This is a genomic window from Laedolimicola intestinihominis (genome assembly GCF_040096155.1).
Classification (GTDB): Bacteria; Bacillota; Clostridia; order Lachnospirales; family Lachnospiraceae; genus Laedolimicola; species Laedolimicola intestinihominis.
This window is the reverse complement of record NZ_JBBMFE010000015.1, coordinates 45,085-70,891: the sequence shown is the minus strand read 5'-3', so window position 1 is coordinate 70,891 and position 25,807 is coordinate 45,085. Positions and strand designations below refer to the sequence as shown.

The 25,807-nt window shown below is 52.1% G+C and carries 23 protein-coding genes; 11 read left to right on the top strand and 12 right to left on the bottom strand.

Annotated elements, in window-relative coordinates; translation table 11 throughout:
* Positions 1-48: 48 nt before the first annotated feature.
* The 4 genes from WMO29_RS13985 to WMO29_RS13970 all read right to left on the bottom strand — a co-directional run bounded on the left by WMO29_RS13985 (position 49) and on the right by WMO29_RS13970 (position 6,511).
* Positions 49-4,557, bottom strand: coding sequence for a DUF7604 domain-containing protein (locus WMO29_RS13985; RefSeq protein WP_349165192.1), 4,509 nt, complete (start codon positions 4,555-4,557; stop codon positions 49-51).
* Positions 4,547-4,735 (bottom strand): hypothetical protein, encoded by a 189-nt coding sequence (locus WMO29_RS13980; protein ID WP_178038826.1) that lies wholly within the window; start codon positions 4,733-4,735, stop codon positions 4,547-4,549. The genes WMO29_RS13985 and WMO29_RS13980 overlap by 11 nt, the downstream gene beginning before the upstream one ends.
* A gap of 102 nt (positions 4,736-4,837) precedes the next feature.
* On the bottom strand, positions 4,838-5,323 hold the full coding sequence (locus WMO29_RS13975) for a hypothetical protein (RefSeq protein ID WP_349165191.1): 486 nt from the start codon (positions 5,321-5,323) through the stop codon (positions 4,838-4,840).
* Between the two features lie 18 nt (positions 5,324-5,341).
* Complete coding sequence (locus WMO29_RS13970; protein ID WP_349165190.1) at positions 5,342-6,511, bottom strand: AfsR/SARP family transcriptional regulator; 1,170 nt, start codon at positions 6,509-6,511, stop codon at positions 5,342-5,344.
* A gap of 175 nt (positions 6,512-6,686) precedes the next feature.
* On the opposite strand from WMO29_RS13970, the gene WMO29_RS13965 reads away from it, so the two are divergent.
* Genes WMO29_RS13965 through WMO29_RS13920 form a run of 10 tightly spaced genes read left to right on the top strand, consistent with a single transcriptional unit; the run spans position 6,687 to position 13,419 of the window.
* Complete coding sequence (locus WMO29_RS13965) at positions 6,687-7,391, top strand: GGDEF domain-containing protein (protein WP_349165189.1); 705 nt, start codon at positions 6,687-6,689, stop codon at positions 7,389-7,391.
* Positions 7,384-7,890, top strand: coding sequence for an RNA polymerase sigma factor (locus WMO29_RS13960; RefSeq protein ID WP_349165188.1), 507 nt, complete (start codon positions 7,384-7,386; stop codon positions 7,888-7,890). Before WMO29_RS13965 ends, WMO29_RS13960 begins: the two co-directional genes overlap by 8 nt.
* A gap of 14 nt (positions 7,891-7,904) precedes the next feature.
* Positions 7,905-8,621, top strand: coding sequence for a hypothetical protein (locus WMO29_RS13955; RefSeq protein ID WP_349165186.1), 717 nt, complete (start codon positions 7,905-7,907; stop codon positions 8,619-8,621).
* 16 nt (positions 8,622-8,637) lie between these two features.
* Complete coding sequence (locus WMO29_RS13950) at positions 8,638-9,546, top strand: transglutaminase-like domain-containing protein (RefSeq protein ID WP_349165185.1); 909 nt, start codon at positions 8,638-8,640, stop codon at positions 9,544-9,546.
* A 21-nt stretch (positions 9,547-9,567) separates the two neighbouring features.
* A complete protein-coding gene (locus WMO29_RS13945; RefSeq protein ID WP_349165184.1) occupies positions 9,568-10,623 on the top strand; it encodes a type II secretion system F family protein in 1,056 nt (351 codons plus the stop codon).
* Positions 10,624-10,635: 12 nt separating this feature from the next.
* On the top strand, positions 10,636-10,959 hold the full coding sequence (locus tag WMO29_RS13940) for a hypothetical protein (protein WP_349165182.1): 324 nt from the start codon (positions 10,636-10,638) through the stop codon (positions 10,957-10,959).
* Positions 10,956-11,462: a DUF4860 domain-containing protein gene (locus tag WMO29_RS13935; protein ID WP_349165180.1), complete on the top strand. Its 507-nt coding sequence runs from the start codon at positions 10,956-10,958 to the stop codon at positions 11,460-11,462. The genes WMO29_RS13940 and WMO29_RS13935 overlap by 4 nt, the downstream gene beginning before the upstream one ends.
* Positions 11,459-11,944, top strand: coding sequence for a hypothetical protein (locus WMO29_RS13930; RefSeq protein ID WP_178038818.1), 486 nt, complete (start codon positions 11,459-11,461; stop codon positions 11,942-11,944). Before WMO29_RS13935 ends, WMO29_RS13930 begins: the two co-directional genes overlap by 4 nt.
* Positions 11,937-12,341, top strand: a complete 405-nt coding sequence (locus WMO29_RS13925; RefSeq protein ID WP_349165179.1) for a hypothetical protein — start codon at positions 11,937-11,939, stop codon at positions 12,339-12,341. Before WMO29_RS13930 ends, WMO29_RS13925 begins: the two co-directional genes overlap by 8 nt.
* Positions 12,331-13,419, top strand: coding sequence for a type IV pilus twitching motility protein PilT (locus WMO29_RS13920; protein WP_435391180.1), 1,089 nt, complete (start codon positions 12,331-12,333; stop codon positions 13,417-13,419). Before WMO29_RS13925 ends, WMO29_RS13920 begins: the two co-directional genes overlap by 11 nt.
* Here WMO29_RS13920 and WMO29_RS13915 read toward each other — a convergent pair.
* Positions 13,416-15,443, bottom strand: coding sequence for a diguanylate cyclase (locus WMO29_RS13915; protein ID WP_349165177.1), 2,028 nt, complete (start codon positions 15,441-15,443; stop codon positions 13,416-13,418). The two genes, WMO29_RS13920 and WMO29_RS13915, sit on opposite strands and share 4 nt — an antisense overlap.
* Before the next feature lie 168 nt (positions 15,444-15,611).
* On the opposite strand from WMO29_RS13915, the gene WMO29_RS13910 reads away from it, so the two are divergent.
* Complete coding sequence (locus tag WMO29_RS13910; protein WP_349165176.1) at positions 15,612-15,962, top strand: Hpt domain-containing protein; 351 nt, start codon at positions 15,612-15,614, stop codon at positions 15,960-15,962.
* Positions 15,963-16,066: 104 nt separating this feature from the next.
* Here the strand turns inward: WMO29_RS13910 and WMO29_RS13905 are convergent, their stop codons facing one another.
* The 7 genes from WMO29_RS13905 to WMO29_RS13875 form a co-directional block, all read right to left on the bottom strand.
* A complete protein-coding gene (locus WMO29_RS13905; protein WP_178038813.1) occupies positions 16,067-17,056 on the bottom strand; it encodes a RelA/SpoT-related domain-containing protein in 990 nt (329 codons plus the stop codon).
* A gap of 254 nt (positions 17,057-17,310) precedes the next feature.
* Entirely contained in the window at positions 17,311-18,303 is a 993-nt protein-coding gene (locus tag WMO29_RS13900) for an ABC transporter permease (protein ID WP_349165174.1), read from the bottom strand.
* 2 nt (positions 18,304-18,305) lie between these two features.
* Positions 18,306-19,403 carry an ABC transporter permease gene (locus tag WMO29_RS13895; protein ID WP_349165173.1) on the bottom strand — a complete coding sequence of 366 codons (1,098 nt, stop codon included), beginning with the start codon at positions 19,401-19,403 and terminating at the stop codon, positions 18,306-18,308.
* The gene (locus WMO29_RS13890) at positions 19,396-20,928 is read right to left on the bottom strand and encodes an ABC transporter ATP-binding protein (RefSeq protein WP_349165172.1); all 1,533 of its coding nucleotides are present in this window, start codon (positions 20,926-20,928) and stop codon (positions 19,396-19,398) included. Before WMO29_RS13890 ends, WMO29_RS13895 begins: the two co-directional genes overlap by 8 nt.
* A 118-nt stretch (positions 20,929-21,046) precedes the next feature.
* Complete coding sequence (locus WMO29_RS13885; protein ID WP_349165170.1) at positions 21,047-22,294, bottom strand: BMP family ABC transporter substrate-binding protein; 1,248 nt, start codon at positions 22,292-22,294, stop codon at positions 21,047-21,049.
* 263 nt (positions 22,295-22,557) lie between these two features.
* Positions 22,558-22,908 carry a hydrogenase maturation nickel metallochaperone HypA gene (locus WMO29_RS13880; protein ID WP_349165168.1) on the bottom strand — a complete coding sequence of 117 codons (351 nt, stop codon included), beginning with the start codon at positions 22,906-22,908 and terminating at the stop codon, positions 22,558-22,560.
* A gap of 88 nt (positions 22,909-22,996) precedes the next feature.
* A complete protein-coding gene (locus tag WMO29_RS13875; RefSeq protein ID WP_349165209.1) occupies positions 22,997-25,795 on the bottom strand; it encodes an FAD-dependent oxidoreductase in 2,799 nt (932 codons plus the stop codon).
* Positions 25,796-25,807 lie beyond the last annotated feature (12 nt).

The following is a 25,807-nucleotide window of genomic DNA, read 5'->3' as shown; positions in this document are numbered from 1 at the left end:
TTCATCCTTTCTTTTTTTGGGTTTCTCCCATTTTATTTTGTATACATTTTATTTTGTATACTTTTTCTTTCTATACAGAACCAGCGCTGCTGCCATCATCAGCATGCCGCCGATTGTATACCAATAGGTTCCGATTCCTCCGGTACTCGGAAGCTCGTACATCGGTGTGTTCTTGAAGTAATAGCTGTAAATTACTACACCGGTTTCCTTGCCGTTAGCATCTGTTTCCTTTGTCGTATCAAATGCCACATTTTTACCAGATGCGTCTGTGACTGTCAGACTTCCGTCCTTGCCTACAATAATTGTCCAGGTTTCCTCGCTCAGTGCGTAGTTGCCGGGAGCTTTGGTTTCCTTGAGTGTATAGGTGCCTTCCGGAATCATGGATACATCGTTATTTTCCGCGTCTTTCCAGGTTACGACTCCACCACTTTCGGAAGTACCCGTATAGGTAGTTGCGGGATTCTTAGTATCTGTCAGGGTAAACGCTGCGCCCTCCAGCTTCATCTCTTCGCTGTTGGAACTTATTTTTACAATCTCCCACTTTGCTTTCGCAGTGTTGGTGATGGTGGTGAGTGTTCCATCCTCGCTCTTCGCATAGGTTACATTATACTTATTGGACGGATTCATCTCTTCTACTGAATAAACAATCTCTGTTCTCGCCAGCTTTCCGTCTTTATCTGTATAATAGTAATGCTTCGGAAGGTTTTCCCACTTGTATGTCCAACCATTTGTTGCGTTCAAGGTCTGAGCTTTCCGCATCTCTGTTGTCAGAGACTGATAGGTAGTCGGTACATCAGTAAGAGTGGTGTTACCATCATTGTACTTGGCTGTCAGCTGTACCTGTACGGAATCCTCTTCACCGCCGCGCCACACCTTCTTTACGGAATGTTCTGTGGTCTCCTGCTCTACCTGAAGTACCGGATGAGCATATTCTGCATGATCCTCCTTGCCATTTACCGTGTAAGTTACTTTTGCGGTATCATTGGAATGGAAACCAGGCTTATCTGAACTGGTCGGATTTGCTGTATCCGTATCCGTATTCGGATCTCCTACTGTTCCTCCATAGCCATTTTGCATTGCATAATCTGCGTAGGCTTTCAGGGTCGGTTTGATGTTAAACTCAACGGTGTAAGTAACCTTTTCTTCCAGAGCTTTCTGATTCAGAAGTTTTACCGTAACTGTTTTGCCATCCTCGCCCCAAACCACTTCATACTGGGAAGCACTCAGTTCTGATTTTGCTTCGCCGTCTTTCTGTCTGTAAACCTTTAAGTTTAAGTGTTCTGCATCAGCAAAATCTGCATAATCGCTTAATGTGTCTGTGATGGATACGTTTTTGTATTCCGGCTTGGTAATATCTTTTGCAATTCTTTCGAAAGCTGTAGTAAGATCTGTTTCACTTGTACCACTAAGATTTTCTGCACCAACTTTTGACGCGAAATCGCTACACTTGCTCTGCGTCTCATTGTTTGCATCAATGATATACTTTACAGCATTCTTCATATGAGTTGTACTATTCCACTCTGTAACTGCCGCAGTCAAATACTCCTCTTTATACGTATCCCCCTCACCTGTTGTCATTCCCTTGTCGTCATACTTATATGTCGGATTTCCATCTGTCAGGAAAACAACATACTTCTTTGCTCCTGATGTTCCGGATGCTAAAACTTTTTCTCCTTCACGAACACCTGCCTGCCAGTTTGTTCCACCATCTACTGTCAGCCCGAACGGCGAAGCACCTAATTCAGTGACTTTCGTCCAGTCCATACGCGTTCTTGCATCATTGTCCGCTTCATCTTCATAATGTCCACTAAGGATACCATCCCAAATCCACGTACCTTCCGTTCCAGAAAATCCAACTATCGCAATTTTAATATTGTCTTTTATATCCGAAGCTTTAAGCTGTCTTACCAGCTGTGCAACTGCTTTATCTACATTTCTTTTTCCGGCACCATCCATACTGTTTGATTCATCCACGATCAGCAGTACATCAATCGGCGTGGCCTGTCCTACCTCTCCTTTCACATCCAGAGACAATCTGTAATCATATTCTCCCTGCTTCAGGATGGTCTTCTTATGTTCCGGCTTGCCCAGATCCTGATCCGTTGTGGGCGGTGTCGGTGTGGTTCCATTTTTCTTATTGGTGATGTACCATTTTTCAGCTTTGCTGCCTGATGTGAATGTACCTGCCGTTGCATTTCCGTCATCATCACCATTCAGGGTTATGCTGAATCCAGTATTTGTAACCTCAACCGTCCATTCATTACTGGAGCCAAGATATCCGCTTCCTGCTACATTTTCTTTCAGAGTATAGGTCCCCGGTACCAATTTGTTTTCGTTGGTCTTTCCATCGGCACCACTTGTAAAGAAGTATGTAGCGCCCTTCTCAGATGTCATTGTAAACTTAGCGCCCTGGACGCCCCGACTGGTATTATCTGCATCTACTTTATAGAAGCTTACCGGTGTTTTCTGCTTCTTCTGTGCTTTTATCTCAAGTCGGTACATTCCTCCGCCTGTAGCGTTATCATGCGTAATAACATCAATATAAAACCTTGTGTTACTCGGATTTTTCGCAAGTTCTCTCTGGATAATTCCACCCGCACCATCTTCTACAGGTTTTGCATACCAGCCATTTGTGATTTTGCAAAACAGATTATTTGAATCGTCAGCGCCAGCTTCTCCCCATTGGCCACCTAATACAATATTATTATATGCAAGGGTTCCTGCTTTTCCCTGATAATACTGAATATTACCTAAGCGATTGGAAGTTCCCGTCCAAAATGCTAAATAATCTTTGTAATTTTCGTTTGTAATGTCTGCTCCTTCCGGATATACAAATACAAACATATTGTCATTAATATAAATCCGACTATCATCCAACACTGATTCAATTGTATAATCATAATCAGCATAACCATAGTCCTTTTCTTTTTTCAATTCTTCCAGATCAAAGCTTCCTCTAAAACGAGTCAGCGCCTCATCCGTACTCTTACTGCCATTTATTTTCCATGTAGCGGAATCATACAGCTTGTCGCCAGATGCAGTAATTGTATTGTTGGGAAGATAATTTCCCAAGTAATGTGTTCCCAGGCGTGATCCATCCCATACCTGATTTTCGTTTGTTATACTCAGATCGTTCAAATGATCTGTTACATCTTTCCATGTCCAATCCAAGCCAAGCGAAACTTCACTTCCACCCTGATTATAAACGTATGTAGCAGAACGACTCCAGGTAATCGGCAGGTCTCCCTGTGATACTTTGCTAATCATCTCCTGATGCTTTGTTGTTGAAACTGCATTGCCTTCCAGATCAACTAAGGCACTACGATAGACAAAATAAATTGTATTGCTATTTACATTTTGCCAACCACCATAACCATTTTCGCTTGTATTATAATACCACGTATAGGTCTTATAAATAAAACCCTTCTCTTCACATTTCAGCCGTTTAATTTCTGTTCCATCAACACCATTTAAAGTTGCCTTTAAAAAGGTATATCCAGATATTCTAAACTGCTTATCTGCAATATCAGTCACCGCTGCTTCTTGACTGATATTTTTTGTTATTCCTGATGCTCCAATACTGTTTCCCTCTGTATCTACAGCCTGAATCGTTAAACCAGACGCAGATTTACCTTTCCAAGTCAGCGTAAATACTGAAAAGCTCTCCGTCACAAACTCCGCCGCTTCCACTTCGGTAGCCTCGGTGGTCTGCACATTCGCTTCCTGGCTCTCATCGGCAACCATGTCTACCACATCTTTGACTGCTCCGTCGGAGTTCTCCTCCAGATGCATCAGGGTAACGTCTGCGACCTCGGCGCCGGCTTCCCGGGCTGTTTTTACTTCCTCAGGGATGGCTGCTTCCTTGTAGTCCATGGATACAGATACGGATCCGTTCGGCTCCAGCTTGTCGCCGTTCTCATCTACGAAGGTGATGTCGTAGGCAAGGAAACCGAGGATGTCGTACTCTTCGCCCTGGGCCTTCTCCTGCAGCTTCTCTGCGGTGGCGTCGTACTGGGCGTTCAGCTCCTCCGCCTCTGCTTTCGCGTCGGCGTCCATATCGTCATGGATTTCTTGTTTCTCAATCGGGGTAACGGAAAGGGATGCGCCCTGGGGGATATTGCCTTCCTCATCTGCGGTAACCCGGATGGATACCTGGCTGTCCTCGTAGGTCAGCTCCATGATGGGCTTCTCTTTCAGTTCTTCCTCCGGAATGTTCTCTTCACTTTCGCCTGTCTTCGTTTCTCCTGCGTCGGGATTCTGTGCTCCGGACTGTCCTTCTTCCGCTTTGGACTCGGACTGTCCTTCTTCCGCCTTGGACTCGGACTGTCCTTCTTCAGAAGGTGTCTCTTCGGTCTGCGCTTTCGGCTGTCCTTCCTCTGCGTCCGCTACGGGATTCTCATCTCCGTCGTCAGACAGGACGATTTCTTCCTCTGCCGTCTCCGTGGTTGTCTCTTCTGTCCCTTCCGAGCTTCCGGCGCGCATATGTTCCGCTCCGCCCATCACGATTACCATGCAAAGCATGATGGCAATGGCTCTCTTCAGCATTTTACTTTTCATGGTTTCCTCCTTCCGCCTCGATGTCTCCTTCATCAAGTGCTCCGCTTATCAGTTTCAGCAGTTCCAGCGCGCTTCGGAAATTCTGCACCTTCTTCTCTTCTGTCCAGGTGACGCTTCCCTGCCAGGTAGAGTTCTGCTGACTTACTATCTTTACTACGAAGGTATTGGTATTTTTCATAATCAGTCCATCCTATCTCTGTATCCCTTTGCAGTTCCCTGTTATTATTTCCTATTATAAGAGATATTCTGTTACAAAATGCATTACAAAACAAATTTTTCCTTATTTTTTTACTTCATTTACCTGAATTTTGCATTCCTGTAATGCCAGCTCCAGAAGCTGCAGAAGCTCCAGCTCATTCCAGAACTCTTTCTTTTCATTTTGCTCAAGCCATAACGCTTCGCCCTCCCAGGTGGAATTTTGCCGGTATCCCACCTGTATCAGCAGCGTGGCCAGCCGGCCTCTCTGCCCGGTCAGCTGTTCTTCGTCCGTCCGGCGCTCAGGCCGCTTTTCTATATTGTAAGGAACCTCCGCCGCCGACTGCTTCCGAAAGCTCCGGCTCCTGGTCGAGGCCTGGGGAAATGCTATTCCGTCAAACAGGGCCTCCATCTGCTTCAGAAGCTGCAGAATGCTTTCGAACCGGACCGGCTGCTCTCCATAATAATGATACATTCTGCCTCGTATCTCGCCGTTCTCCAGCGTATCGATACAGACATTGACCAGGTTCGGAGAGGACAGGTTCATAGATGCTATATTTTTTCTGCTCATAGATGTCATCCTTCTTCGTCATACAGGGAAGTCACGCAGCAATGCAGCCGTTTCTCCCAGCTCTTGTGTTCCTTTGTAAATGAATCCGTAATCCGGCTGATTACGATCTGACAGTTCTCCCAGCATCACCAGATACTGGCTGGCGCTGTAACGGGTGAACGCGTCCCCTCTCCGAAGAGAGCTATGTATTGCATCGCCCAGCTTTCCGGCCAGCTGCTCCAGCTTCTCCCCCTGTTCCATGGCCCGGCCCTGGCTGTCTGTCAGGGAGCAGACCAGAAGATAAACGGACCGGCCGCTGCGCTCCATATTCCGGCGTACCATGCGGTACACATCCCGGAAGCTGGGCGGCGTACAGTAAAACGCGCCCCAGTCCTTTTTATCCTCCTGCAGACCATGCTTGATGTCTTCCACCGTGCCGGGTCTGTTGCTGATATGGCTGCTCATATCCCGGAACTGTTCCATCATTCGCTCAGAGGGAGCCACGCCCAGCTCCTCCGCCAGCATCCGGGCTGTATTTTCATACTCCGCCATGGCCTCGTTATAACGATTTTGGGCGATATAGCAGTCGATTTTCACGGTCTGCCACTCCTCGAAGGGATACAGGCGGCAGGCTGTCTCCACCAGGCAGAGAATTTCGTCGTACTCCCTGCGCTTTTTCAGCCACTCGATGATCCATGTCAGGGCGTCGCAGTACATTTTCTTATAGGAAGCTGCCGCCAGCAGCGCCCATTCCTGACCGGAAAGCTTGGGCAGGAACTCGCCGCGGTACATCTGACAGGCTGCCTTCAGCAGCTCCGCCTTTCTGACTTCGTCTGTCTCCTTTTCCGCTCCTTCTATCAGCTCCCGGAACTTCCAGACGTCCACATCCATTTCTTCCCTGCTGCTCCAGCGGTATACGCCCTCCCGGATCGTAATAAAGTCCTCCTCCGGCATTCCTGCGTCCAAAAGGAGCTTCCTGAGTCTGTGTAAGGTCACGCGAAGGCTGTTACCCGCGTCTGCCACCTCCTCCACCCCGTAAAGGGCGTCAGCCAATCTGCTCCTTGCTATTCCCGTTTCTCTTCTGTGAAGCAGCAAAAGAAGCAGTTCCATGGATTTTGTTATTTTATTTTTTCCTGATAAAATGGGATGATCCCCATAGGTAATTTCTTCCTGCCCGAGCATCCGAACCTTCAGCATAAGTCTCTTCACTCTCTTCCTGTTTTTTCATAAACACTTTTCGTTTTCCATATAGTCTTATATTATCATCGCGGAGATCCACTGTCCACTATCCGAAAGGTTAGTTTTTCAGCGGTTTCGTTTTCCCCCTATGATTTTCGGCAAAATATGCTATAATGGATACAACTGCTTCAGGAGGTGGTTTCCCATGAAAAAACTGGATATAGCCAAAACAGTTCAGCTTATCATATTTCTGATTCTCACTCTGGTCAGCATCGATCTGGTGCTTCTGGATCCGGAGCTTTACCATATGGCCGGCTCGGACACCCGCGTACGCTTTCTCTGCGGCGTGCTCTGGCTGGTGCTTCTTTTATCCTTCGCCTTTCTTCTGACGGATTTTATCCTGTTATCTTCCTATAAAAAGGATTACCGGGAGCTCAACCATGTGGTCCATTCCGATCCGGTGGCCGGCATTGCCAACCGCTTCAGCTGCGACGCGCTGATTGACCGTTATCTGGATAAGCCTCTGCCCGACCACATGGGCTGCATCATGTTCGACCTGACGAATCTTCGGGATATCAACCGCCGATACGGCCATATGCAGGGAAATATCCTGATTCGGGATTTTTCCAACATTCTCCACCTGACCTCCCTGGATCTCTGCTTCGTGGGGCGTAACGGCGGCAATAAATTTCTGGCGCTTTTCGAAGACTGTTCCCAGGAGAAGCTTCAGCTTTTTCTTGACCGGGTACAGCAGAAGACGGATGCCCACAACGCCAGGGAGGGCGCCTATCCCATTGTCTATCAGTATGGCATCGCCTTTGAGGACGGGGAGGCCGCTCCCACTATCACCGAACTGATTGCTCTATCCAACCAGCGTATCTACAAGGAGGAGCAGCAGGACTATGAATAATCTGGATCAGCAATATATCGCCGGACTCGCTGACCTGGCTGTCCTGGGCGACAGCAATGCCTTCGCGGAGCTTTACGCAGCCACTTTTCAGCAGCAGTACCGCTTTTCCTACGACTATCTCCAGGATGAATACCTGGCCCGCGACGCCCTGCAGGAGACCTATATTCAGGTGCTCCGGAATCTGGATTCCCTGCAGGATTCCGGGCTTTTTCTTCCCTGGCTCTCTTATCTGAACTATCACGCCTGCCTGGAGCGCCGTCTTCTGCGGACCAGCCCTACCCGTTCTTCGGAAGACCTTACCTTCTCCATCGGCGATCACGAATATACGCTCCGACAGCTTCGGATTCTCCCCTTTACGGAGGCCCAGGCGCTGTCCATGCGCTATTTTGACCATATGCCCATCCGACGCATTGCCCGGCTTCTGTATCTGCGCCCTACCGCTGTCTCCCGCTATCTGCGTCGTGGGGAGAAGCGCCTGCGCGCGATTCTGAACCTGTAAAGGAGGCATTTCCCATGATACTTTTCAAGAAAAAGACGGCTCCGGCGCTTTCCGAAGCTCTGGCAGACCGTATGCTGGAAAATATCTTCGACGCCTGTCAGGCGGAGCCCAATACCATTCCGCTGAAGACCTTGATTTCCTATACCCGTTACCGCAGGGAGCGTTTTTCCTTCCAGAAGATTCTTCTGGTGGTGATTCTCCTGCTGTTCTGTCTGCTGCCCCTTCTGTTTCTCTATCCCGGGGTCAGCCTGCAGCTTCAGCCCACGGACACCCCCTGGCTGCCCACCTACCGGATCGACGTGGATACGCTTCTGCCCGTCAGCAGCGTCTATGCAGAAGTGGACGGCGCCCGGCTTCTGGTAGCTGCCGCCGGGGAGAATACCTACATCGTCGAGCCCCGCGCCAATGGCACACTGTCCGTGACTGTGACGCTTATCAATAACCAGTATCAGACTGTGACGGTTCCTGTCTCCGGCGTCGACACCGAAGCGCCCGCCTGCTCTTCTCATTCCCAGAAGGACGGGAAGGTCTGGCTGACTCTGGAGGATTCCGGCTCCGGCGTGGAATACAGCAGTATCACGGCCCTTGATCAGGATGGCCGTCAGGCTGCGCCCCTTCAGGTGGACGAGGCCGGACAGACGGCTGTATTCTCCTGCCCGGAGCATTTTCTGGACGTCTGCGTCCCCGATCGGGCCGGCAATACGCTGCACCTTCGCATTACCATGAAATAGGAAAGGATTTTCCCTTATGAAGCTCTTTTTCATCTGTATACTGCTTCTTCTGTCCGGCTGCGGCAGTCCAGATTCCGACGGTTCATCCGCGCAGGATCCGTCGCTTCCGCCCCGAACCACTGTAACGGAATTTCTGCTGCCATCCGCCGATGGAACCGACGTCTATGGAAATGATTTCGTCTCCATCGATGCTTCCAATACCTCCGAGGGCTACGTGATGGTCCGCTACACCGGCCCGGCAGATAAATCCCGGCTTCAGATGACCGCGCCCGACGGCACGCTCTACTCTTATTTTCTGAAGCCCGGCGATTATCAGACCTTTCCCCTGTCCGGCGGCAGCGGCTCCTACCACCTGGAGATCTACGAGCACGCCTACGATAACAAGTACGCTCTTGCGTTTCCCCGGGACCTTGAGGTTTCGCTCCGGGATGAATTCAAGCCCTTCCTTTATCCGAACCAGTACTGCTGGTACACGGCGGACAGTGAAGCTGTAAAATACGGGATGGAGCTTTCCGACGCTTCCACCTCGGATCTGAATTATGTGGAGCAGGTCTATGATTACGTCACCGGCACCATTTCCTATGATGAGGAACTGGCGAAGAATATTCCCACGGACTATATTCCGGATATCGACGCTGTGATGGCTTCGAAAAAGGGGATCTGCTTTGACTACGCTTCCCTGATGGCCGCCATGCTCCGATCCCAGGGAATTCCCACGAAGCTGGAGGTGGGCTATTCCGGGCAGGCTTACCACGCCTGGATCAGCGTCTATCTTCAGGAGACCGGCTGGGTGGACGGCATCATTTCCTTTGACGGGAAGGACTGGACGCTGATGGATCCCACGCTGGCGGCCGGTAACGACCGGGCTTCCGTAAAGAAGTATATCGGCGACGGCAGCCATTACACTGTGAAATACACGTATTAACCATACGGAACGGAGGTTATTATGGACGAAATTAAGATAAAACAGAAAGCATTTTCCAATCCGGAGCTGGCAGCCTTCTGCGGGCAGCTGAGTCTTATCCTGCACTCCGGCATTTCCTCTCTGGAAGGAATTTCCATTCTGTTGGAGGACAGTAAGGACCCGGAGGAGCAGGCGGTGCTTCAGAGGCTGCTGGAGCGCTTACAGGAGACCGGAAGCCTCGCCACGGCCTTTGCGGACGCCGGTCTTTTCCCCGCCTATCTTCTCTCCATGACGGAGCTCGGCGAACAGACCGGTACCCTGGACGAGGTCATGAAGGCTCTGTCGCTCCACTATGAACGTGAGGAAGCCATAAGCCGCAATGTTAAAAACGCCCTGACCTATCCGCTTATTATGTCAGCCATGATGGCAGCGGTTATCGTCATTTTACTTGTAAAGGTCATGCCCATCTTCCAGCAGGTGTTCCGGCAGCTGGGTACGGAGATGACCGGATTTTCCCGGGTGCTTATGGGACTCGGCACAGCGCTCAACCGGTATTCCATCCTGTTCATTGTACTTCTTCTGCTGGTAATCGCGGCGGCCTTTGCCGGAACACACACCGCGGGCGGACGGCGGTTTTTCCGGAAAATCGGACTTCATTTTTCACGGATCCGGTCCATGCAGGAGCAGCTTTCTGTCTGCCGCTTTGCCAGCGGAATGGCTATCTCCCTGAAAAGCGGTCTCACCCAGGAACAGAGTCTGGAGCTGACAGAGCGGCTGATCGAAGACACTGATTTCTGTAAGAAGCTGGAAGCCTGCCGGAACGGGCTGTCTGAGGGACAGGATCTGGCGGCTCTCCTGCATCAGGAGCAGATTCTGACCGGCGTCTACGCGCGGATGGCTTCCATCGGCGCCCGGACCGGGGAACTGGATGCGGTACTGGAACGAATCGCCGATCTCTGCCAGGAGGATCTGGACGATCGGATGAACCGGACCCTGGCGGTTCTGGAGCCCACGCTGGTCATCACCCTGTCCCTCATTGTGGGCGTGATTCTGCTGTCTGCGATGCTGCCGCTGATGGGCATCCTGTCCAGTCTTTAGGAGGTGCTGCTCATGCGTTTTCAAACGGAGAAAAAATCCCGGCCACAGCTTCGGCTGCTTTTGTCCGTCTCTGTCTTCGCGGTCATCTTTCTCTGCTTTTATCTGGGGATACAGTCCCTTTCGGCGGATACGGACCGGCGGCAGCGGGACAGCCTTGAGGAAGCCCTGAACCGGAGTATTACTTACTGCTACGCAGTGGAGGGCGCTTACCCCGAAAGCCTGGAATATCTGACGAAGCATTACGGACTGACCTATGATCATGACCGCTTTTTCGTGGATTACCACGTCTCCGGAGCCAATCTGTATCCGGATGTGACGATTCTGGAGGTGAAATGAGTATGCAGATACGGCGTGACCCACATCATCTCATCGATGTTCTTTTTCCGGCGGCCCTGCTCTTCGTATTCGCCTTTTCGGCGGTATCGGTGATTCTGCTGGCTACCGGCGTTTACCGGGACACGGCGATCCATTCTTCCCGGAGCTATACGGCGGAGACGGCGCTGGCATACCTGACGGAGAAAGTACATCAGAATGACGCGGACGGACAGATCGATATCGGAACCTTCGACGGCTGCGAGGCTCTTCAGATCCGGCAGTCTTATGGGGATTCGGACTATACTACTTATATCTACGCCTATGAAGACGCCTTGCGGGAGCTGTTTGTAAAGGACGGCGCGCCCGCGTCTGCAGAGGACGGCAGGGCAATCCTGGCTGTCTCGTCGCTCAGCTTCACAAGGCCGGATGACGGCCTGCTCTCCTTCTCCTGCACCAATACGGACGGCACGACTGCCCGGGCTGTCGTTCAGGTACGAAGCACGAAAGGGGGCGCAGCTTCATGAAAATGACACATCGCCCCCGTACATCCAGCCTGTTTCTGCTGGAGCTGATTTTTTCCATTCTGTTTTTCTCGGTGGCAAGCGCAATCTGCATACAGATCTTTGTGCGGGCCCATACCTTAAGCCGGGACGCCCGGGCGCTGCATACGGCGGTGTCCGCCTGCTCGGACGCAGCGGAGATCGGAAGCAATGCCGGAACCGCGGCAGACGCCGCAGAAAAGCTGGCTGCCCTGTACGCGGACGCAGCAGCCGAGGATCCGGCTTCGGATAATGATTCCGTTTTCACAGTAGCTGTGGGATTTGACGCGGAGCTTCAGCCCTGCGCGGCAGACGCGGACGCAGCGGCATATCTGCTGACAGCGGACTTTTCCGAACGCGGAAAGCTGCTGCGCTGCAAAGCGATTATGACAAAAAAGAATTCTTCAGCGGAAATTTACCGGCTGGAGACCGTTCACTATTTATCGGGAGGAACCGCGGATGAATAAGGAGAAAAAAAGTGTTCCCTTTCTGAGCATCGGATCTTCTTCCCTTCTGGTGGTCTTTCTGGTGCTTTGCCTGGTGATATTCGCGGTGCTGACTCTTACCGGCGCCCAGAGCGATTACCGTTTCAGCAGACAGCTGGCAGACCGGCGGACAGCCTACTATGCCGTCTGCAATCAGGCAGAGGAGCAGATCGCGTCGCTGGACGCAGCCGGGGAATTGAAACATATGACGGAAAGCCTCAGCTTTCAGGTGCAAATCAGCGATCGCCAGGCGCTTTTCGTGGAGCTTTCCCCGGACGGCACAGACGGATATGTAATCTCCGCCTGGCAGACCATCAACACCGGGGACTGGAATTCCACTTCCGGTTCACCGGGAATCGGGATTTCCAATGAAGACTGAAAATTCAGGGAGGATCACTATGGATATTGTTACGATTTTAAAACAGGCAGTGGGGGAAAATGCGTCGGATGTGTTTATTGTGGCAGGTCTTCCCTGCTCTTTCCGCAAAAACGGTACGCTTTACCGGATAAATGAAGAACGGCTGCTGCCGCCGGATACAGAAGACCTGCTGAACAACATCTACAGGCTGGCAGGCAGCCGGGATATGACGGCCCTGCACGAACACGGCGACGACGACTTCGCCTTCGCGATTCAGGGCGTGTCCCGCTTCCGTGTCAGCGCCTACAAGCAGCGCGGAACGCTCTCAGCCGTGATCCGTGTGATCACCTTCCAGCTGCCGGACTACACAGCCCTGGGAATTCCGCCGTATATCATCAATTCCACCGCATCCGGAAGCGGCATGATTCTGATTACAGGCCCGGCAGGCAGCGGAAAATCCACAACCCTGGCCTGCATGATCGATCACATCAATCAGACACGGGATGCGCATATCATCACGCTGGAGGATCCGCTGGAATTTCTGCACCGCCATAACCGCTCCATCGTGAGCCAGCGGGAGATCCACGTGGACACGGAAAACTACGTGACAGCTCTCCGTGCGGCGCTCCGCCAGAGCCCCGACGTCATCCTTCTCGGGGAAATGCGTGATTACGAGACCATCAACGTGGCTATGACAGCCGCCGAAACCGGTCATCTGCTGCTGTCCACCCTTCACACGATCGGCGCCGCCAATACCATTGACCGCATCATCGACGTCTTCCCGCCCAGCCAGCAGCGGCAGATCGCGATTCAGCTTTCCACCGTTCTGAACGCTGTCGTATCGCAGCAGCTGCTGCCCACCGTGGATGGAGGGATGGTTCCCGCTTTTGAGATTATGACGGTAACTCCGGCGATTCGAAATATGATCCGTGATAATAAAGTGCCACAGATCGACGGACTGCTGTATTCGTCGAACCGGGAAGATATGGTATCGATGGACGCCAGCATTCTGGCACTCTGTCAGAAGGGCGTGATTTCAAAGGATACGGCGCTGATTTACGCGACGAATCCGGAGCTGCTAAGGAAGAAGCTGGTTTAGTCTGTCAGCTTCTTTATGGATTCCGTGGATATCTCAGAAACTTCCGCCATGTCTTCCCACCGCGCATAATCTTCCGTCATGCCACTCGCAAGCTCCCACTTAATCTTGTCCTTGATATCCATGAGGCACTGCAGAAGCAACGGATTGAACGCGCCGCATTCTCCGTTCAGGATCATCCGGAGCGCCTGCTCATGGGAGTAAGCTTTTTTGTATACACGCTCGCTGACCAGGGCGTCATACACATCCGCCAGCGCCACCACCTGGACGGATATGGGGATCTGATCGCCCTTCAGGCCGTCCGGATAGCCGCGGCCATCATAGCGCTCGTGGTGCCAGCGACAGATATCACGGGCAATCTGAACCAGCGGCTCATCCTGGTAAAGCTCCATTTTCTCCAGTATGGAAGCTCCGATCAACGTATGGGTCTTCATGATTTCAAATTCTTCATCCGTCAATCTGCCCGGTTTGTTCAGAATGGATTCCGCGATACCGATTTTACCGATATCGTGCAGGGAGGAAGCCGTTACAATCATCTGCTGCTCCGACCAGGTCATATGGTAATCGTTGCTGCGCTTCATCAGCTGCTCCAGTAACAGCTCCGTCAGAATATTGATGTGCATCACGTGCGGGCCGCTCTCGCCGTTTCGGAACTCCACGATCTGGCTCAAAATCGTGATCATAATACGGTTGCTATGCTCTTTCTCGTAAATCTGGCGGGTAATCAGGCTCAGGAGATGGCGCTGCTTGGCATAGAGCTTGATGGTGTTAAACACGCGCTGGTATACAACCTTCGCGTCGAAGGGACGTCCGATATAGTCAGTAACTCCGAATTCGTAGGCCTTCTGAATGAACTGGGCGGAATCTTCACTGGAAATCATGATAACCGGAATATCCTCAATCCACTGCTTTTTATTCATAACGGCAAGAACTTCAAAGCCGTCCATCTTCGGCATCACCAAATCCAGGAGAATCAGGGAAATGGCAGTACCCTTCTGTTCCAGGATTTCAATACACTGCTCACCGTCTTCCGCATTCAGGATACGGTAGTCCTTCTGCAGAATCTCAGTCAGAATAGCGCGGTTCATCTCTGAGTCGTCAACGATCAGAATCTGCTGGCGCAGATCTTCGCTTTCTTCCTCCGGCGCTTTTTTCGGATTATCCTTGACATCCCACTCGGTAACAACCATATTTTTCCGCTTCTTGGCGCGGTACATGAGCTTGTCCGCCCGGGACACGGCTTCCTTGATATCGCCGCTATTGAACATGACGCCGCCGATGCTGACAGACATCTGTAAGCGGTTATAGCCTGCTATGGTGGCTTCGTAGATGCGCTCCTGAATCATTTTCAGCTTGGCCGTAAAAATATCGGACTGGATATCCGGCAGGATCAGCAGAAATTCATCTCCGCCATAGCGGATCAGCATGTCGGACTTTCGGACATAACGCCGGATGATATCAGCAGCAGTCTCCAGTGCCAGGTCACCCGCATGGTGACCGTAGGTGTCGTTGTAGATCTTGAAATCGTCCAAATCGATAACTGCCACACCTGCAGGGCCGTTCATGTCTTTGACTTCATCCTCATAGAAACGGCGGTTATAAGCGCCGGTCAGGGCGTCCTTGTACAGCTTCTCGTTGTAGACAGTCAGATGGCTCAGCAGCTTCTCGTAGCCCTCAGAATCCAGCAGGGTTCTCTCATCCAGCTCCTTAATCATTTCCATGACATAGGGTTCTCCATCTATCTCCACGTACCGGGAGAATACCTGATACATCTGATCGTCGATAAACTCTATCTTACTTTCCTCGCCCTGGCTGTCCAGCACATCTCTGGATATACAATTTTCACAGGGCTTGTCTTTCTTCCAGAATTCGTAGCACTGACAGGCCCTGGGGAGTCCCTCCGCCGGCTCGCGCTCCCTGTCCTTCAGAACACTTCCCTTTACCAATCTCACAAACGGGAATACCTCCCGCAGGCCGCTCATCTTGGCTTCTGCCTGTTCCATCGTCATCTTATCCTGTTCCCGCATTTATCTGCCTCCTGTCTGTATCTTTTTTATTATACACCGGAACCCCGGAAAAAGATACTCTTAAGACATATTTTGTAATTATTTTGTAATTGAATTTTTCCTGTATCCGGAGTATGATGGAAAAAGGGAATGTACTTTACATAAGAATATACACAGGAGATTTGAATTATGACACTTGAACAGTTCTATGCCGCTGTGGGCGGCGACTATGAGCAGACACTTTCGAGACTTCCCAGCGAAGCACTGGTGAAGAAGTTTGTTCTGAAATATGTGGATGACGGCACCTGCAAAGAGCTGGCTGAAGCCATTACGAACCGGGACTGGGCCACCGCGTTCCGCGCGGCGCACACGCTGAAGGGTATCGCGCTGAATCTGGGATTCGACGCCCTCTATACCGTCAGCTCCAAACTGACAGAGTCCCTGCGCGGAGACAAGCCGCTGACCGATATGAGTCTCTGGGCTGCGGTGGATGAGAAGCACAAGCAGATCGTGGACGCTATCTCACAGATTGACGCATAAATACATAGCGTAGTATAAGGGCTCTCGCTTACGCGAGGGTCCTTTTTGTGTCTGCGAAGCCAGACGAGAGGAAGGGTCGCAGCCCTTCCTCTCGTCGTCCGTCTTTAATCGATCTGATCATTCTGAAACCGTGACAAATGCTCATAAGGCAAAATCTGTCTGCCGCGGAACAGCCCGCATCCATCATTGATGAGGCTGTTATTGGCTGCGCCGAACATGTTCACATCCACCTTGGACAGATCCAGCTGCTGAAGCAGCATGCCCCGCTCATAAGCCTCGTCAAACCAGACGCACTCGCCCTCGGGGATCTCGTGCCGGCGGGCGCGCTCCCGCTCCTGTCGCTTCTCGTAGGCCACATGATTGGCAATGCCGATCTCCGCGATATCATCCATCTCTTTCGTACGGATCTGTACCTCCATATAGCAGTTGGCGCTGCTGTCAAAGAAGGTGATATGCAGGGACTCATACTCCGACCGGTTCTTATTGGAGATGTAATCCCGGTAATAATCCTTGTTATTCTCATCCAGAAGCGGCGAATTGCTCCTTTTTACGCCGCCGGTCACCTGAGCCGTGAAACCGCGCTCTGTGAGGAAGCCGGGCAGCACATTCGCGATCTCATAGAGGCATTTCAGCTCTTCCTCCGCCTTATCCTTTCCCTGCTCCACATGACACTTCGGCATGGATATGACGATGCGGTAGGCGATCAGGTCACGGAACTTGACCAGACGCTTCCGCAGCTCCTCCACCGGCGGGTATTCGCCGTTTGCCATATAGTACTTGTAGCTGTCCTTGACAATATAGCCGTTGAATTTTTCCTCGGCCCGGATCAGGGATTTGATGCGGCCCTTGAAGGTAAAGGCCAGCCAGGGGTACTGTCTGGCCATATACATATAAAACTCCCGGATTTTCTGGGACTGGGCGGTCAGGAATTCATTGTGCTCCAACAGATCGATAATGCTCTGCAGGAAATCACAGTGAATCATGTCGATCTCATTGCCGGTCAACGCAGCGTCACGCCCCAGATCCCGTTTGTATTTCTTCAGTATCCGCATCACCGTGTCGCCGGAATACAGATAGTCGTTTAATGTAATCATGTGTTTCTCCACTTTTCTGAAATTGTGTTTTTACGCAATCCAATCTGATATTATACTGGATTTCAGCCGCAAAGGCAAGCAGAAGGCTCTGTATTCCCTATAAATTCAGCATTTTTGATACATTTTCCGTAGCTTTTTCGGCAGATATTCACAAAGAATCCTGCAAAGCAGGATTCCATAGGAATTTCCTATTGCACAAAAAACCGCGCAGTCTGCAAAAAACTGCGCGGTTTTTATTTCCCATATTTTTACTTTTACCGTTCTTCCCGGAAATACGGAACTCCAAGGCTTTCAGGCGGCTGATTTTCCCGCTTGCTTCGGACGCTGGTGACCACCAGTACCACCAGGGTTACCACGTAGGGAATCATCTTGTAAAGCTCCTGATATTCCATATGATCCATGCCTGTTGGGATGTACAGATACAGGATGTACAGGCCGCCGAACAGGAAGGACGCCAGGATGCTTAAGTTCGGTCTCCAGATGGTAAAGATCACCAGGGCGATGGCAAGCCAGCCTCTGTCGCCGAAGGCATCGTTGGACCAGACGCCGCAGGCGTAGTCCATGACGTAGTAGAGTCCGCCGAGACCCGCAATCATACAGCCCACGCAGGTGGCGACGTATTTATATTTGGATACGTTGATACCCACGGCGTCCGCGGTATTCGGGTTTTCTCCCACCGCCCGCAGATGCAGGCCTTTCCGGGTATGATTCAGGAAATAGGACGCTGCCAGCGCGATGATAACTGCCAGGTAGGCCAGGAAGCCGTAGGATAAGAACAGCTTGCCAAACCATCCCATTTTCGATGCAAAGGGCAGGGATTTGCTGAAGTAACTGCTGGTGGCGCTTAAGGCAATGGAAGGCACGTCGGCGTCTACCAGCTTGATTAAGGAACCGCCGAAGAAGTTGCCGAAGCCCACGCCAAAGGTGGTCATGGCCAGACCGGTTACGTTCTGATTGGCCCGTAGGGTTACGGTCAGGAAGCAGTACAGTAGCCCCATCAGAAGAGACCCTAAGAGACAGCACAGCATGGGAATCAGAATGGCAAGCGCCGGATTCAGATTCGCTGTGGAGCTCTCGTAAAGAAAGGAACCGATGACGCCGCTGATGGCGCCCACGTACATGACGCCTGGGATTCCCAGATTCAGGTTACCGGATTTCTGGGTAATGATTTCTCCGGTGCTTCCGTAGAGAAGGGGGACGCCCTGTACGACGGCTCTCGGAATAAACGCAAGTAAGAAATTCCACATGATTACTGTACCTCCTTTTCTGCTTTTTTACGGAACTGCAGTTTGTAGCTGATGAAGAATTCGCAGCCGATGATGAAGAACAGAATGATTCCGGTCAGGATATCGGCGTAGGAATGATTCAGGCCGAAGGCAGTGGAAATCTCGCCTGCGCCGCGGTCCATAAAGATAATCAGGAAGCTGGAGAATACCATGGTCAGCGGATTGAACTTGGACATCCAGGACACCAGAACGCCCGTAAAGCCCTGGCCGCCCGCGATGGTGGTGGTGATGGTATGATTGATACCGCCCACCAGCAGAAGGCCCACCAGGCCACATACAGCGCCCGAGAGAAGCATGGTACGGACGATGACCTTCTCCACCTTGATGCCGACGTATTTCGCAGTGTTCTCACTCTCTCCCACGACAGAGATCTCGTAGCCCTGCTTGCTGTAATTCAGATATATGTACATGAGCAGGGTCACAACCACTGCCACAACGATGCTTAGGAGATACTTGGATCCGAAAATCTGCGGCAGCCACCCTGCATTGCTGTTCTGGTTGATAATACCGATCTTACCGGATCCCTTCGGAACCTCCCAGACGATGGTGTAGAAGGCTACAAGCTGAGTGGCGATGTAGTTCATCATCAGGGTGGACAGGGTCTCGTTGGTGTTCCATTTCGCCTTGAAAAAGGCCGGAACGAAGCCCCAGAACGCGCCTGCCGCAATGCTGGCCAGCACCATGACCAGAATCAGCACGCCGTTCGGCAGCTTATCTCCCAGACAGATCATGCAGGCGCCTGCAGCCAGGCCGCCGATGAGCACCTGTCCCTCGCCGCCGATGTTCCAGAACTTCATCTTGAAGGCCGGAGTCAGGGCCAGAGCGATCAGAAGCAGAATGGAAAGATTCTGCAAGGTAATCCAGGTCTTCCGCTCGGTACCGAAAGCGCCCGTGAAGATGGACTTATATACCTCGATGGGGTCAATACCCGTGGTAATAGTGGTCAGGATGCCGCAGAGCACCAGGGCCAGAACGATGGCCACTGCCCGGATTCCTACTGCCTGGTACCAGGGAAGGGCGTCCCTTTTTACGATATGAAAAAACGGCTCTTTCTTATTCATGGCTCTCGTCCCCTCCTACTCTGGTCATCATCAAGCCGACCTCATTTTTATCGGTTTTCCGGGCGTCCACGATGCCGCTGACCTCGCCGCCGCAGAGCACCATGATCTTGTCGCAGAGCTCTACCATCACGTCCAGATCCTCGCCGACGAAAATGACGGCTACGCCCTTCTTTTTCTGTTCATTGAGCAAATCGTAAATGGTATAAGAGGAGTTGATATCCAGTCCCCTTACCGCGTAAGCAGTCAGAAGCACGGTGGGGGCGGAAGCAATCTCACGGCCTACCAGCACCTTCTGCACGTTACCGCCGGACAGACGGCGGACCGGGGTGGCGATACCCGGGGTCACGACCTCCAGCTCCTTCACCACAGACTCTGCCAGCTTCCTGGATGGTCTGCGGTTGGTGAAGGGGGTTCTGCCCTTTCGGAAGGAACGGAGCATCATATTATCCGCCAGGTCCATATTCGCCACCAGGCCCATGCCCAGACGATCCTCCGGCACGAAGGAGAGGGACACGCCCATTTCAGCGATTTTCAGGGGATCTTTGCCAAGCAGAGGCTCCTCGTGGCCGTCGTCCTCCACATACTCGATGGTTCCGGTCTCCACAGGCTGTAACCCTGCGATGGCCTCCAGAAGCTCCTTCTGCCCACAGCCGGAAATGCCTGCGATACCCAGAATCTCGCCGCTCTTTGCCGTAAAGGACACATTTTTTAACTTCTGAATACCATCCTCGCTGCGGACGGACAGATCCTTCACCACGATACGGGGCTTCGGATTCACCGGATCCGGGCGGTCAATATTCAGGGTCACCGCATGACCTACCATCATGTTGGTCATCTCGGTGACGGTCGTGTCTTTGGTCGCCATGCTGCCGATGTATCTGCCGTCCCGGAGGACTGCCACACGATCGGACAGGGACTCTACTTCGTGCATCTTATGGGTGATGATGATAATGGCCTTGCCGTCGTCCCGCATTTTCCGGAGGACACGGAATAGCTTTTCGGTCTCCTGGGGCGTCAGCACGGCGGTGGGCTCGTCCAAAATCAGAATATCCGCGCCGCGGTACAATACCTTTACGATCTCTACGGTCTGCTTCTGGGATACCGACATATCATAAATCTTCTGCTTCGGGTCTACCTCGAAGCCATATTTCTCACAGATCGCCTCGATTTTCTTCGAAGCCTCCCGGATATTCAGCTTTCCCTCCAGACCCAGGATAATGTTCTCCGTGGCGGTAAGCACGTCGATCAGCTTGAAATGCTGATGCACCATGCCGATACCAAGATTCAGGGCGTCCTTCGGGGTCTTGATGACCTCTTCCTTTCCATTGATAAAGATCTGGCCCTCATCCGGATAATAGATACCGGCCAGCATATTCATCAACGTGGTTTTTCCGCTTCCGTTTTCGCCCAGAAGCGCCAGGATTTCGCCCTTGTAGATATCCAGATCTACCTTTTCATTGGCAACTACAGAGCCAAAGGTCTTTGTAACGTTTTTCATTGAAACTGCGGCTACTTTGGTTTCCATCTTTTGTTTCCTTCCCTCGTTTATGACGGATCCGCAAAACGGATCAAAAGGACGGCGCGGCATATTCGCTGCTGCGCCGCCCTGTGCTTTTACTTAAGCGTAAGCGTTCAGGCTCGTATTAGAATGCGGTATCCAGAAGATTGATACCGTCGATATTTACATTGAAGTACGGAGCAGAACGGTACTCAGACTCATGGAAGTATCCGTCGCTTACGACCTCATGATCCGGTGTATACTCTGCATCGGTATCTACATCTGCCTCGTAGCTGGTCAGCTCCTGGCCCTCTACGGTGAAGGTGGAAGTATCAAATACATGCAGGTCGCCGGACTCGATCTTGGCCTTTGCCTCGTCGATGGCTTCCTGTGTTCCCTCTGCCACTGCGCTTCCCAGGGTGCTCAGCTCCACAGAACCGGTTGCCAGGGTTCCTGTCCAGTCAGCGTCGATGGCCTCTCCGTTTGCTACGCAGTTAATAGCGTACTCAAAGTACGGCTCCCAGTTTACTCTGGAGGATACTAGGAAGGTGTTCGGGCATGCGCTCTCGGTGCTTCCGTTATAAGATACATTCGGTACGCCTGCGGTCTCACATGCGGTGGGAGCTCCCATGGAGTCTGCATGCTGGCTGATCAGAACGCAGCCGTCCTGGATCAGCTTGTTTGCTCCCTCTTTCTCTGCTGTCTCATCGTACCAAGAACCTGTGAAGGTTACTTCCATGGTAGCAGTCGGGCATACGGAACGCGCGCCCAGGAAGAAGGAGGTGTAACCGGAGATAACCTCTGCGTAGGTAAATGCTCCGACGTAACCGATCTTAGCCTGCTCTGCGGTAATATCGCCATTGTCAATCATCTCATTCAGCTTCATGCCTGCGGCGATACCTGCCAGGTAACGTCCGTCATAGATGGAAGCGAATGCGTTGTGGAAATTGTCCAGATTCTCGGTATGCGCCTTGGTTCCGGTTGCGTGGCTGAACTGTACCTCCGGATACTCCTTGGCTGCCTCGATCATGTAATCCTCATGTCCGAAGCTGTCTGCGAAGATGAAGTTGCAGCCTGCGTCCGCCAGTTCGCATGCTGCCTCGTAGCACTCCTGACCCTCCGGAATATTGGTCTTGGTCATGTACTCGACGCCCAGCTTCTCGCAAGCCTCTTTTGCGGCGTTCATGAAGTTCAGGTCATATGTGGAATTCTCATCGTGCAGGAAGATAAAACCTACCTTGACGTCTGCCAGGGAAGCCTCTCCCTCTGTTGTGGTGGACTCTGCGTCTGTCTTTGTATCCGCAGAAGCCTTGTCAGAAGATCCGCCGCAGCCTGCCAGCATGCCGACGGTCATAGCCAGTACAGTAATGAGACTAAGTACTCTCTTTTTCATAACGTTCCTCCTATGTGTTTTCCCATTATTTGGATGTTGAGTCTGTCGTTGTCAGTCAATTTTCAACATGTTAAAGTATAAGCGTCTGACTCGTACTTTGTCAATATATTTATTAATTTTTGTTAAATATTTTATTCACTTATAAGTTTATCTTATATGTTTAATGATGACGTCTTATAACAGTAGAATCACATGACGAAAAACGGATGCCCTGTGAGGCATCCGCTGTTTCGTTTGCTTTTTGTCGTTGCTTTACTGTTTTGTCAACCGTCTGTAACTTCGATCTCTTTAATCAAAAACTCATTGCCCCGGCGGAGATAGGTGTGTTCACTGCCGCAGTGGGGACAGGTCCTGCCGTGGGCCACGGTAGGATATTCCTGCCCGCAGTCCTCGCAGAAGGTGACGGCGTCGATCTGCTCGATCTTAAGCTCTGCTTCCTCCGTCACAGGCTCCTTTTTCCGGGCCCAGTTCCAGCAGTCGATGAGGTAATCGTGGATGATGCCGGTGACCTCGCCGATTTCCAGGGTGACGGCGGAGACTTTTTTTACATTGTTTTCCTCCGCCACCTTTTTTACGTCGCGCACGACGTAGAATATCACTCCCAATTCGTGCATAGTATTAAGTTCCTTATTTTTTATTCAAAATAGATTTTGTGTTGGAAACAGGTTCCTGTATTTCTATAGGAACCTGTTTCTATTCACTTTATTTTTCCTTATTTGTAACGATCTTCACCGCGCGCTTCAGCTGATAGGGCAGGATATGCTTGAACTTATCCTCGGCCTTCACCATCTTCGAGCACTCCGGATGATCCCGGCGCAGGGTAATGGCGTCAAACTCGCACTTGGTAGTGCAGACGCCGCAGCCGATACACTTATTCTCGTCCACGATGGTGGCGCCGCAACCAAGACATCTTGCCGTCTCCTTGCGCACCTGCTCCTCGGTCAGAGTCAGATGAGCGTCCTTAAAGGATTTGGACGGTACTGTCTCGTCCACGCCCTCGATCTGGCGGGAGGAATTATCGTAGCTCTCTACGGAAATATTGCTCTTATCCAGCTCGTTGAACTCCCAACGGTTCCGTCCGATGGTCATATGGCCGTTGTGGACGTAGCGGTGCAGGGATTCTGCCGCGTAGTGGCCTGCCGCGATGGCGTCGATGGCGAATTTCGGTCCTGTATACACGTCTCCGCCCACGAAGATATCCGGCTGTCCGGTCTGATAGGTCAGCTTATCCGCCACGATGGCCGGACCATTGAAGGTCACGTTCTCGCCCTCCAGCAGATTGCCCCAGACGCTTCTCTGGCCTACCGCGAAAATCACGCGGTCACAATCAATCCGGATGGTCTCATTTTCGTCATAGGTCGGCGCGAAGCGGCCCTCTGCGTTCTTGACGGAGGTACACTTCTTAAAGATGATACCGGTCACCTTGCCGTTCTCGGTCAGAACCTCCTTCGGTCCCCAGCCGTTCTGAATCTTTACACCGTCTTCATTTGCCTCGCGTACTTCGTCATCTGCTGCAGGCATCTCTGCCTCAGACTCCAGACAAAGCATATGAACCTCGCCGGCTCCGCTTCTGGCGCTGACTCTAGCCGCGTCGATGGCTACATTTCCACCGCCTACGACCACGACTCTTCCGGTGTAAGAGGTCTTGCCGGTGTTGGCCTCCCGCAGATAATCAATGGCTGTGGTGGTGCCTTCCGCGTCGTCTCCGGGCACGCCGGGTCTGCGGCCCGCACTGCAGCCGATGGCGATATAGAAGGCCTTATAACCCTGCTCACGGAGCTCTTTCAGGGTCACATCTTTGCCGACCTCCACGCCGGTCTTAATCTCCACGCCCATCTCGCGCATCACGTCGATTTCCGCTGCGATGACGTCTTTTTCCAGTTTATAGGAGGGGATGCCGTAGCGGAGCATACCGCCGGGCTCCTCATTCTTCTCAAATACTGTGGGACGATAGCCCTTCTCCGCCAGATAGAAGGCTGCGCTCATACCCGCCGGGCCGCCGCCGATGATGGCGATTTTCTCCGGGAAATGCTCCATATGGATGCTGGCCGGAATCACCACGGGCGGAATATAGCGGGTCTCTGCCTTCAGATCCTGCTCCGCGATGAACTTTTTCACTGCGTCGATGGCTACGGCCTGGTCGATGGTGCCTCTGGTGCAGGCATCCTCGCAGCGGCGGTTACAGATACGGCCGCAGACTGCCGGGAAGGGATTCTGCTTCTTGATTAAAGCCAGAGCCTCCTGATATTTGCCCTGGGAAGCCTTCTTCAAGTAGCCCTGTACGGCAATGTGTGCCGGACAGGCGGTCTTACAGGGTGCGGTACCGGACTTGTGGCTGTTGATGCGGTTGTTATCGCGGTAATCGGGATCCCACTTGTCCTTGCCCCATTTTACTGCATCCGGAAGCTGCTGCTTCGGATACTTCACCTCGGTTCCGTCCTTCTGGCAGAGCTTCTGTCCCAGTCGGGTCGCGCCTGCCGGGCAGTACTCCACGCAACGTCCGCAGGCCACGCATTTATCCTTGTCCACGTGTGCCACGTAAGCGGAACGGGACATATTCGGGGTGTTGAACAGCTGAGAGGTCCGCAGTGCGTTACATATATTTACATTACAGTTGCAGATACCGAAAATCTTATTGTCGCCGTCGATGTTGGTGATCTGGTGTACGAAGCCGTTGTCCTCGGCGCGCTTTAAGATGGCCATGGCCTCCTCGTAGGTGATGTCGTGGCCCTTGCCGGTCTCGCGGCAGTAGTCCGCGAAGTCGCCCACGCCGATGCACCAGCCGAAATCATCGTCTGCCACGCCCTCGCCGATAACCTTACGGGAAGCACGGCAGGAGCAGCGGCCCACGCCGATGTGACCCTCGTATTTCTTCAGCCAGTAGGACAAGTGCTCGATGTCCATGGACTGATTTTCCATAGAAATGGCTTTCTCCACCGGGATGACATGCATTCCGATGCCTGCGCCTCCGGGCGGTACCATCTGGGTAATGCCGGCCAGGGGAATGAACGTCATGCGTTCAAAGAAGGCAGCCACGTCCGGATGCTCCTTAAGACGGGGATTGCTTCCGTCCGGCAGCTCCTCCATGTTGAACAGCTCGGCGGAACCGGGCACGAACATGGGCAGAATATATCTGCGCTCCGTCTGTTCCCGGGTGCGGCCATTGTGGTCGTAATGATAGCCGTAATCGTACTCCAGAAGTCCGATATAGCTCATCTCATCCAGCAGCTTCTGGAATTTTTCTTCACCCTCCTTCGGGATTTTGTTCAGGTGGCACAGCTCGGAAAAGGTGTAGGGCACGCGCTTTTTCATGGATAAGCCGACCTCTGCCATCTCCTCGGTAATGATTTCCGCCAGGCCCCAGTATTCCGGGTCCTCCACCTTCACGCCGCCCATGATGTGTCCGGCTACGTCGGTGATTTTCCGTCCCAGCTTGATGATTTTCTCACTGGGGGCTTTATCGTTTTTGTGGTTCGCGGGCCACTGGTTGTATTGTTCCATGTCAAACATAGG